The following is a 9697-nucleotide window of genomic DNA, read 5'->3' as shown; positions in this document are numbered from 1 at the left end:
GCCCGCATCGAAAAACCTTCACCGATTGCGACGTAGAACGCTCCATCGCGGTATAATCCGAGCCGATGCCCGGCCGGCTCCGTTGCGCCAGAACTGGCCATTCAGTTGACACCCGCCAACGGCGGGAGTTGACCTCTTAGCGGAAGTTAGAACCACTGCCCCTCAAGAATGCGCAAGCAGCCTTCTAGCCGTCAAAATTGACATGGCAACGCAACTCACCACGCTGGAGGAGCTGTCGGCGTTAGATGGGGTTGGTCAATCGAACCTTGTTCACTCGCCCATCGTCATTACAGCCTGGGCGTGATTTTATTCAAAGCGCGTGTCGATCCGCCGGGGGCTGGTTCGTCGACTTAATTAGCGAGACTGTTCAGCGGCCATCACGTCCGCGGCTCGCCTCAGGAGGAGTTCTCAAATGCGCTTCATGTCGTTCGTCACTTCCGCCCACGCTGGACCGCCGACGGCGGAACTCATCGAGGCGATGAACAAGCTCGCCGACCGAGAAATCAAGGCCGGCCGCATGGTCGACATGGGCGGGCTCACGCCGGTCGCGATGGGCGCACAAGTGCGCATCGCCGAGGGGAAGCTCAGCGTCATCGACGGTCCGTTCGTCGAGGCGAAGGAGGTCATCGGCGGCTACGCGATCATGGAGTTCCGGAACAAGGAAGAGGCCGTGGCGTCGGCGGTCGAGTTCATGCAGCTCCACAAGGATTTCATGCCGGATTGGGAGGGCACGTGCGAGGTCCGCGCGTTTGCCGGCCCTTGAGGCGACGTTCCTGCAGACGGCGTCGGCGGCCATGACGGTCGCCGACGCCCATCGCACGATCCTCGCCGTGTGGCGGATCGAGCAGCCCCGCCTGATCACCAGTCTGGCGAGGATGCTGCGCGATGTGCCGTTGGCCGAGGATTTGACGCAGGAAGCCCTGCTGGCCGCCCTTGAGCGGTGGCCCGCCACAGGCGTTCCGGAAAAACCCGGCGCCTGGCTGATGGCGACCGCCAAGCGCCGGGCCCTGGATCATCTGCGCCGCAGCCGGATGCTCGAGCGCAAGCACGACATTATCGCCTGGGACATGGAGGAGGAGCAGCAGGCCATGCCCGACCTCGACTCGGCCCTGGACGACGACATAGGCGATGAACTACTTCGACTCATCTTCACCGCCTGTCACCCGCGACTGTCGCGCGAGGCGCGCGCGGCGCTGGAACTGCGGATGATCTGCGGCCTGACAACCGAGGAGATCGCCAGGGCCTTCCTGTTGCCGGAGGCGACGATCGCCCAGCGCATCGTGCGCGCGAAGCGGACTCTTTCGGAATCGGGGCTGGCCTACGAGACCCCAAGCGGCGAGGAGCTCTCAAAGCGGCTCTCCTCGGTGCTGGAGGTCGTCTACCTCATCTTCAACGAAGGCTACACCGCGGCGCGCGGCGAGGACTGGCTGCGCCCCCAGCTCTGCAATGAAGCGCTTCGCATGGGCCGCGTGCTCACCTCCATCGTGCCGCACGAGCCCGAAGCCCATGGACTGCTCGCTCTGATGGAGCTGAACGCCTCGCGCACGGCGGCTCGTACTGACGCCGAGGGCGAGCCAATCCTCATGCTGGACCAGAACCGCGCACTCTGGGACCAGCTCCAGATCCGGCGCGGGATGCAGGCGCTCGGGCGAGCGCGCGATCTAGGCGGAGCGGGCGGCATTTACGCCCTACAGGCGGCGATTATCGCCTGCCACGCCCAGGCGAGGACGGCAAGTGATACCGACTGGTCGCGCATCGCCGGACTTTATGCGGAGCTGGCGGCTGTCGTGCGCTCGCCAATCATCGACCTCAACCGCGCGGTTGCCGTCGGCATGGCCGAGGGCCCAGAAGTGGCGCTGGTGATCGTGGACCGCCTTTCGCGCGAGCCGGCGCTCAAAGGCTATCACCTGCTGCCGAGCGTTCGCGGCGACCTGCTCCGCAAACTCGGCCGCTACGAGGAGGCGCGCGCCGCGTTCGAAGCAGCCGCGGCGCTGGCGGGCAACAGGCGGGAACATGCCCTGTTGAGGCGGCGCGCCGCCGAGGCGGCCGACGCAGCGATGTCATCATAATCCCTGATCAGACAAGGACATGATCGACCCCGGATCGACCGCTTCCGGGCTTTTGTCATTTTCCTGTGTAAGGTCTGACTTGGATATCGCGGAACGTCCGCTGTCCCACCCGGCCCGAACTTCCAAGGTGGAACGGCAGCCTAGGGTCAGAACCGCTGGTTGCGCTCAATGTCCGGTTTTTGGGAACGGATATAGGCTCCCGAAAGCTTCTGACATTCCGAGCCTCTAAGCCGCAAGTCCGCCCCCACGGCCCCATTGCAGTCATCCGCGAGTATGCATCTGGCTGACTGGTATTGGCGCTTAGCGGACCTTTTGGGCCGCGATCATGGCGCGCCGTTTAATTAGCCGGAATGTTAGGAAAATGTGAGCGCCTGGCGCGATCGCGGGACGGTTTCGGTCAAGCCGGCAAGGATCGCAGTCCGGTCGGAGGGCTCGTCTCAGGCACAGGCGCCGGGGCAAGCTGCTTGGCCATGTCGATCAGCGGCAGCCTGATGACCGCGCGAAGGCCGTTACTCCGGTTTTCCAGCACGATGTCGCCGCCATGATGGCGGGCGATGGCGCGGGCAATTGACAGGCCGAGCCCGACGCCACCGGTCTCCCGGTTGCGCGACTGCTCCAGGCGGAAGAAGGGCGCGAACACCTGTTCCATGTCGCCTGGCGGAATGCCGGGTCCGGCGTCCTCGACCACGATGTCCAGGCTGTCGTGACTCCTGACCAGGCTTACCTTGGCCCGCTCGCCGTAGCGGACGGCATTTTCGACGAGGTTGCGGATAGCCCGGCGCAGCGAGTCCGGCCGGCAGCGGTACAGCACCTTGGGCCCGTCGCTGACGGTGACGTTTTGGCCCAGCTCCTCGAGGTCGTCGCAGAGGCTGCCGACCAGCGCCGAAAGATCGACGGTTCGCGTCTCCTCCACCGCGGCGTCCTCGCGCGCGAAGGCGAGCGCTGCTTCCGTCATCGTCTGGATTTCCTCGATGGTCTTCAGCATCTTCTCCTGGAGATCGTGATCCTGGACGAACTCGGCGCGCAGCCGGAGCGAGGTCAGCGGCGTGCGCAGGTCGTGGCTGATCGCCGCCAGCATGCGCGTGCGATCCTCGACGAAGCGCTGCAGGCGCTCCTGCATGCGGTTGAACGCCTCGGCGGTCTGGCGGATGTCGTCCGGCCCTGATTCCGGCAGCCGCGGCACGGCCTCGCCGCGGCCGAACAGTTCTGCGGCATTGGCGAGCCGTCGCAGCGGACGCGCGATTGCCTGTGCCCCGAAAAGCGCTATGGCGGACAGGATGAGCGCGGTGAGCGCCAGCGATATCGCCGATTGCGCGGTCCAGAAGGCGCTCGGCATCACCTTGGCGTAGGCGGCATTCAGCCAGGTGCTGTCGTCAAGGCGGACGGAAAGCCCCATGCCGTTTGGGGCGCCGTCCAGATAAAGAAACTTGGCAGGTCGGGTGAACGGGCTGCCACTGCCGGACAGGTCCAGCATGCGCGGCGGCACCGAAGGATCGGCGGCAGCGACCGCGTTCGAGGCCTGCCCGTTCATGTAGGCGGCATATTTGGCGGCAATCCCGGGCAGCGGCTTGGCGAGTTGCGCGAGCGCCTCCTGTTGCCAGGCGAGGGGATTGCCCGGCCCGTCGTGCGAGGTCCAGAAGCGCGTATAGGCCGTGCCGCTGACGGTGAGGATGTCGGGTCGAAGCGAGGGCGGCGTCGTGTCCAGCAAGATGGCAAGCGAGGACGTGCGGCTGACGAACTCGCCCTTGGCTGCCGCCTGCAGGGCCTGTCCGCGCTCGTCCCACGAGATCAGGAAGGTGATCGCCTGCGACAGGGCGAGCGCAAGCAGCACCAGCATGAGGAAGCGGGCCGCCAGGCTGCGTCTCCACAACAGCATCATGCCTGGGCCACCTCGGCGGTGAAGCAGTAGCCGCCGCCCCAGTGCGTCTTGATCAGCATCGGATTCTTTGGGTCCGCCTCGATCTTCTTGCGCAGCCGGCTCACCTGGTTGTCGACGGCCCGGTCGAAACCGTCGGTCGAGCGCCCGGCGGTGAGGTCGAGCAACTGATCCCGGCTGAGCACGATCCCGACATGCTCGATAAAAGCGGTGAGAAGGCGGAATTCGGCCGTGCTGAGCGCGACCGCCACGCCGTCGAGCCCGACCAACTCGCGGCGGCCGACATTCAGGGTCCAGCGGTCGAAGCGCAGAGCGTTCGCCTTGAGCCGACCGCGCTGCGGCGGCAGGCTGTGAACGCGCCTGAGCACAGCCTTGATCCGCGCCAGCAATTCCCGCGGATTGAACGGCTTCGTCACGTAGTCGTCCGCCCCGATCTCGAGACCGACGATCCGGTCGACCTCCTCGGCCATGGCGGTAAGGAAGATGATTGGAACGTCGACCGTTCCGCGCACGTGCCGGCAGGCGGCAATGCCGTCCTCGCCAGGCATCATGACGTCGAGGACGATAAGATCGGGCAGGCTGCGGTCGAGCAGCCGCTTGAGCGCGGCCGTGCTGTCGGCGACGCTGACGCGATAACCCTGCTGGGTGAGGTATTTCCCCACGAGATCGCGGATGTCCCTGTGGTCGTCGACGACCGCGATGTGCTGCGCCACTTCCATGCAATGCTCCAAGTCGCCGCTGAATAGTCGGTCAGTATCGACGATATCTAGTTTGCGTCTACACGGATGATCACCTTCCGCGCCATGGCGGCAATCTCGCCCGACATCAACAAAGCGTGAGAAGTGTAACGAAATGTATCAGAGCGCGGTGCCCGCGACAACTTGCGATGAACTGCGGGTGTTCGGGACAAGGTTCTGCGACAGCTCCCGCCTAACTTGGCCTCGTCGCTAGCCGGGACGTCCGGTCTTTGTCGCCAGGGGCGGCATCCAGACTTCGGTCCTCGCCAGCCTTTGATCGAAAGGATTGCACAATGGCCAGATTGATCATCAACGGCACGCCACGTGACATCGAGGTCGATCCGGACACGCCGCTGCTGTGGGTGATCCGCGAGCAGATCGGGCTTACCGGAACGAAGTACGGTTGCGGCGTTGCCGCCTGCGGCGCCTGCACCATCCATATAGACGGCGTCGCCACGCGCTCCTGCGTGCTTCCGGTGAGCGCGGTCGAGCCCGACCAGCAAATCACCACCATCGAGGGGCTTTCGCCGGACAGCTCGCATCCGGTCCAGCAGGCCTGGCTGGCGCTCGATGTGCCGCAATGCGGTTACTGCCAGGCCGGCATGATCATGGCTGCGGCGGGTCTGCTCATGCAGAACCCGAACCCCGCGGACGAGGACATCAACGCCGAGATCACCAACATCTGCCGCTGCGGCACCTACAACCGGGTGCGCGCCGCGATCAAGCTGGCCGCCAAAGCCGGCGAAGCCACGCAACGCGGTTGAGGAGAACAGTCATGAACGCCATAATTTCCCTCTCCCGCCGCAGCTTCATCATCGGCGTGGCCGCCTCGGCCGGCGGCTTGTCCCTCGGATTCAACGTGCCGTTCATCAAGCCGGCACGTGCCGAGGGCAGCGAGGCAGCGCCGGAGATCAATGCCTGGGTGGTGATCAGGCCCGACGATACGGTGGTCATCCGCATCGCCCGCTCCGAGATGGGGCAGGGGACACTGACCGGCCTGGCGCAACTCGTCGCCGAGGAGCTGAATTGCGACTGGGCCAAGGTCACGACGGAATATCCGTCGCCGGCCCAGAACCTGGCGCGCGACCGCGTGTGGGGCAATTTCTCGACCGGCGGCAGCCGCGGCATCCGCGAGTCGCACGAGTATGTGCGCATTGGCGGCGCCGTTGCGCGCGAGATGCTGATTGCCGCCGCGGCCGCCGAATGGGGCGTGCCGGCCAGCGAATGCACCGCAAGGATGGGCATGGTCACGCATGCAGCATCAGATCGCGCCACCTTTTATGGACAGTTGGCTGCCGCCGCCGCGCGAATGACGCCGCCGGCCAATGTCACGCTCAAGGACCCGAAGGACTGGACCATAGCCGGCAAGCCGCTGCCACGGCTCGACACGGCCGACAAGCTCAACGGCAGCCAAGTCTACGGCGCCGATCTCAAGCTGCCGAACATGCTCAATGCGGCGATCCGGGCCTGCCCGTATTTCGGCGGCAAGGTGGAGAGTTTCGACGCGGCGGCGGTCGCGGCCATGCCGGGCGTGCGCACTGTCGTTCAGGTCGACGAGACCGCCGTTGCGATTGTCGCCGACACCTGGTGGCGGGCGAAGACCGCTCTCGATGCCTTGCCGATCGTCTGGGACGAAGGTCCCAACAGGCAGGTCACCAGCGCCTCGATCGCGGCGATGCTCGAAGAGGGGCTCGCCGCAAACGATGCCTTCATCGGCGCCAAGCAAGGTGACGCCGGTGCTGCCCTGTCCGCCGCCGGCCGGACGATCACGGCGACCTATGCCTTCCCCTACCAGAACCACGCGACCATGGAGCCGATGAACGCGACGGCGCTCTACACGCCGGAGCGCTGCGAGGTATGGGTGCCGACCCAGAATGGCGAGGCGAGCCTTGCTGCAGCGGCCGAGGCCGCCGGCCTGCCGGTGCAGCAATGCGAGGTGCACAAGATCCATCTCGGCGGCGGCTTCGGCCGGCGCGGCAACTTCCAGGACTATGTGCGCCAGGCGGTCAGCATTGCCAAGCAGGTGCCGGGAACGCCGGTAAAGCTCATGTGGTCGCGCGAAGAGGATATGCTGCACGGCGCCTATCACCCGACCACCCGATGCCGGCTGACGGGCGCGCTCGATGCGGACGGCAACCTGACCGCTCTGCACATGCGCATATCCGGCCAGTCGATCCTTGCTGCGGTGCGGCCGCAAGGCATGCAGAACGGCATGGACCCGGTGGTCTTCCAGGGCCTCGTCCTCAGCGGCACCGAAGGCACGCTGGGATATACGGTGGACAATCTGCTTGTCGACCATGCCATGCGCAACCCGCCGATCCCGCCAGGCTTCTGGCGCGGCGTCAACCTCAACCAGAACGCGCTCTACGTCGAGTGTTTCATGGACGAACTCGCCCATGCGGCCGGCGTCGACCCGCTCGCCTTCCGCCGCAAGCTGATGGCCAAACATCCGAAGCATCTCGCCGTGCTGGAGGCGGTTGCCGAACGGATCGGCTGGGACACCCCGCCCGCGGCCGGCGTTCACCGCGGCCTGGCGCAGATCATGGGTTTTGGCAGTTATGTGGCGGCGGCAGCGGAGGTTTCGGTCACCGATGGGCAGCTCAGGATCCATCGCATCGTGGCGGCCACCGATCCGGGTCATGTCGTCAACCCCGCACAGGTGGAGCGGCAGGTCGAGGGCTCCTTCGTCTATGGCCTTTCCGCCTGCATCTACGGCGAATGCACCGTCAACGGCGGCCGCATGGAGCAGGAAAACTTCGACAGCTACGAGGTCCTGCGCATGGCAGAAATGCCTGATGTGGAGACGATCATCCTGCCGTCCGGCGGCTTCTGGGGTGGGGTCGGCGAGCCGACCATCGCGGTCGCCGCGCCGGCCGTCCTCAATGCGATCTTCGCCGCCACCGGAAAACGCATCCGCACGCTGCCGCTGAAGAACCATGACCTCGCATGATATGAGGCGCGCGAAGAACAGGCGCGGCGGACGATCGCTCGCGCCTGTCCTGCTTGCGGCGCCTGGCCTGCTTGCGGCGCTTTTGGCCAGCGCGCCGGCATGGGCCGACGCGGCGCCCGGCGCCACGGCATGCACCGGCTGTCACGGGCCGGCGGCGCTCGGCTCAGCCATCCCCTCGCTCGACGGCCATGCGGCGGATGAGATCGTCACCCAGATGCACGCCTTCCGTTCCGGTGAGCGCAAGGCGACGGTCATGGATCGCATTGCCAGGGGATTTACCGAGGAGGAGACACGCGCCATCGCCGAATGGCTCGCCAAGCCGGAGGCGGCACGCCATGCCCAGCCGTAGAGCCCTGATCGGCGGCGTGGCGGCCAGCGTCGCCGTGGCCGTCCTTGCCGCGCCGCAGGTGCGCGCACAGACGCAGCCCGGCGTGATCGTCGTCGGCGGCGGCTTTGCCGGGGCAAGCTGCGCCCGCGCGCTGAAACGGCTGGATCGCGATCTTGCCGTGACGCTGATCGAGCCAGAGGCCGCCTATCTGGCCTGCCCGTTCAGCAATGCCGTGATTGCCGGGCTGCGCGGCATCGAGGCGCAGGCCTTCCGTTATGACAAGTTTGGCCGCTATGACCAGTTCGGCGACATCGCGCTGATCCGCAAGCGGGCTGTCGCCGTCGATGCCGAGCGCCGGCGCGTTCGGCTGGAGGATGGTACGGACATCGGCTACACCAGGCTGGTGCTGGCGCCCGGCGTCGACCTGCGCTTCGACGCCTTGCCGGGCTACGACGAGGCATCGGCGGCGACGATGCCGCATGCCTGGAAGGCGGGGGCGCAGACGCTGCTGCTGCGCGACCAGCTCGCGGCGATGCCGGACGGTGGGATCGTCATCCTCGCCGCGCCAGCTAATCCGTTCCGCTGCCCGCCCGGTCCCTACGAGCGGGCGAGCCTGATCGCGCATTATCTCAAGGCCAGCAAGCCCAGATCCAAGCTGATCATCCTCGACGCCAAGGACGCCTTTTCGAAGCAGCGGCTGTTCGAAGCGGCCTGGCAAGAGCTCTATCCCGGCTTGATCGAATGGGTGCCGCTGTCGTCGGGGGGCAGGGTGACGGAAGTCGACCCCGCGACAAGGACGCTGGTGACCGAGTTCGGCAATCACAAGGCCGATGTCGCCAACGTGATCCCGCCGCAGCGTGCGGGCGCGATTGCGCAGTCGGCCGGCGTTGCCGACCAGACGGGCTGGTGCCCGATCGACCCGGTCACCTTCGAGTCCCGCCTGCAGCCGGCGATCCACGTCATCGGCGACGCGGCGATCGGCGGGGCGATGCCGAAATCCGCCTTCAGCGCCAACGCCCAGGCAAAAGCTTGCGCCGCGGCGGTCGCCGCCCTGGTCAGGGAGCGGCCGCTGGCGCAGCCGAAACTCATCAACACCTGCTACAGCCTGGTCGCGCCCGGTTATGGCATTTCGATCGCCGGCGTCTACCAGCCGCGTGACGGGCTGCTTGCCGAGGTGGAGGGTGCGGGCGGCACCAGCCCGCTCGAAGCGCCGCTTTCGGTCCGCGAACTGGAAGCGGCCTATGCGCAGGACTGGTTCCGGACGATCACCAGTGAAGTGTTCGGATGATGAGGGTGGCATTTCTGGCTCTGATGGGATTGCAGCTTGGGGCCTCGCCCGGTGCCGGCGAGGAGAGGCGGTCTTATGTCGTGACCGGCGATGCGATCATGCAGCCCCTGGTCGGCGGCAAGGGTGATCCGGCGCGCGGCGCCGCGCTGATCGCGGACCGGCAGCGCAGCCTCTGCACGCTCTGCCACAGCGGGCCGTTTCCCGACGCGCATCTGCACGGCACGCTGGCGCCCGACCTGACCGGTGTCGGGGCAAGACTTTCGGAAGGCCAGATCCGGCTGCGCGTGGTCGACATGAAGTGGCTCGTGCCGAACACGATCATGCCTTCCTACTATCGGGTCGCGGATGAGCAAGGCCGGCGTGTCGCCACCGTCTGGCGCAGCAAGCCGATCCTGGGCGGCGCCGATATCGAGGATATCGTCGCCTATCTCACGACGCTGAAGGGGTGA

Annotated in this window: 9 protein-coding genes; 7 read left to right on the top strand and 2 right to left on the bottom strand. The window is 66.3% G+C overall.

The genetic code is table 11. The features are described 5' to 3' along the window. The first annotated feature begins 412 nt into the window (after nt 1–412). Both BQ8794_RS14015 and BQ8794_RS14010 read left to right on the top strand, forming a co-directional pair. Entirely contained in the window at nt 413–763 is a 351-nt protein-coding gene (locus BQ8794_RS14015; RefSeq protein ID WP_023797731.1) for a YciI family protein, read from the top strand. Between the two features lie 31 nt (nt 764–794). Beyond that, nucleotides 795–2069, top strand: a complete 1275-nt coding sequence (locus BQ8794_RS14010) for an RNA polymerase sigma factor (protein WP_077378433.1) — start codon at nt 795–797, stop codon at nt 2067–2069. A gap of 397 nt (nt 2070–2466) precedes the next feature. Here BQ8794_RS14010 and BQ8794_RS14005 read toward each other — a convergent pair whose 3' ends face one another. Next, nucleotides 2467–3948 (bottom strand): ATP-binding protein, encoded by a 1482-nt coding sequence (locus BQ8794_RS14005; RefSeq protein WP_077378344.1) that lies wholly within the window; start codon nt 3946–3948, stop codon nt 2467–2469. Then, complete coding sequence (locus tag BQ8794_RS14000; RefSeq protein WP_077378341.1) at nt 3945–4664, bottom strand: response regulator; 720 nt, start codon at nt 4662–4664, stop codon at nt 3945–3947. The genes BQ8794_RS14005 and BQ8794_RS14000 overlap by 4 nt, the downstream gene beginning before the upstream one ends. Nucleotides 4665–4975: 311 nt before the next feature. Between BQ8794_RS14000 and BQ8794_RS13995 the strand changes: the two genes are divergently transcribed. The 5 genes from BQ8794_RS13995 to soxX are packed head-to-tail and all read left to right on the top strand — an operon-like array spanning nt 4976 to nt 9697. Next, nucleotides 4976–5446: a (2Fe-2S)-binding protein gene (locus tag BQ8794_RS13995; protein WP_023798506.1), complete on the top strand. Its 471-nt coding sequence runs from the start codon at nt 4976–4978 to the stop codon at nt 5444–5446. An 11-nt stretch (nt 5447–5457) separates the two neighbouring features. After that, nucleotides 5458–7632 (top strand): xanthine dehydrogenase family protein molybdopterin-binding subunit, encoded by a 2175-nt coding sequence (locus BQ8794_RS13990; protein ID WP_077378338.1) that lies wholly within the window; start codon nt 5458–5460, stop codon nt 7630–7632. Then, on the top strand, nt 7619–7981 hold the full coding sequence (locus tag BQ8794_RS13985) for a c-type cytochrome (protein WP_244554944.1): 363 nt from the start codon (nt 7619–7621) through the stop codon (nt 7979–7981). The genes BQ8794_RS13990 and BQ8794_RS13985 overlap by 14 nt, the downstream gene beginning before the upstream one ends. Further along, nucleotides 7968–9248: an NAD(P)/FAD-dependent oxidoreductase gene (locus BQ8794_RS13980; protein WP_174654434.1), complete on the top strand. Its 1281-nt coding sequence runs from the start codon at nt 7968–7970 to the stop codon at nt 9246–9248. Before BQ8794_RS13985 ends, BQ8794_RS13980 begins: the two co-directional genes overlap by 14 nt. Then, nucleotides 9248–9697 (top strand): sulfur oxidation c-type cytochrome SoxX, encoded by a 450-nt coding sequence (gene soxX, locus BQ8794_RS13975; RefSeq protein WP_077378332.1) that lies wholly within the window; start codon nt 9248–9250, stop codon nt 9695–9697. The genes BQ8794_RS13980 and soxX overlap by 1 nt, the downstream gene beginning before the upstream one ends.

It is taken from the genome of Mesorhizobium prunaredense (genome assembly GCF_900156895.1).
Classification (GTDB): domain Bacteria; phylum Pseudomonadota; class Alphaproteobacteria; order Rhizobiales; family Rhizobiaceae; genus Mesorhizobium; species Mesorhizobium prunaredense.
The sequence above is the reverse complement of the archived record's forward strand: the minus strand, read 5'-3'. Positions and strand labels throughout refer to the sequence as shown.

Excerpts from the sequence above, each read along its gene's own strand:
- BQ8794_RS14015 (WP_023797731.1), top strand. The coding sequence starts at position 413 with ATGCGCTTCATGTCGTTCGTCACTTCCGCCCACGCTGGACCGCCGACG.
- BQ8794_RS14010 (WP_077378433.1), top strand. The coding sequence starts at position 795 with ATGACGGTCGCCGACGCCCATCGCACGATCCTCGCCGTGTGGCGGATC.
- BQ8794_RS14005 (WP_077378344.1), bottom strand. The coding sequence starts at position 3,948 with ATGATGCTGTTGTGGAGACGCAGCCTGGCGGCCCGCTTCCTCATGCTG.
- BQ8794_RS14000 (WP_077378341.1), bottom strand. The coding sequence starts at position 4,664 with ATGGAAGTGGCGCAGCACATCGCGGTCGTCGACGACCACAGGGACATC.
- BQ8794_RS13995 (WP_023798506.1), top strand. The coding sequence starts at position 4,976 with ATGGCCAGATTGATCATCAACGGCACGCCACGTGACATCGAGGTCGAT.
- BQ8794_RS13990 (WP_077378338.1), top strand. The coding sequence starts at position 5,458 with ATGAACGCCATAATTTCCCTCTCCCGCCGCAGCTTCATCATCGGCGTG.
- BQ8794_RS13985 (WP_244554944.1), top strand. The coding sequence starts at position 7,619 with ATGACCTCGCATGATATGAGGCGCGCGAAGAACAGGCGCGGCGGACGA.
- BQ8794_RS13980 (WP_174654434.1), top strand. The coding sequence starts at position 7,968 with ATGCCCAGCCGTAGAGCCCTGATCGGCGGCGTGGCGGCCAGCGTCGCC.
- soxX (WP_077378332.1), top strand. The coding sequence starts at position 9,248 with ATGAGGGTGGCATTTCTGGCTCTGATGGGATTGCAGCTTGGGGCCTCG.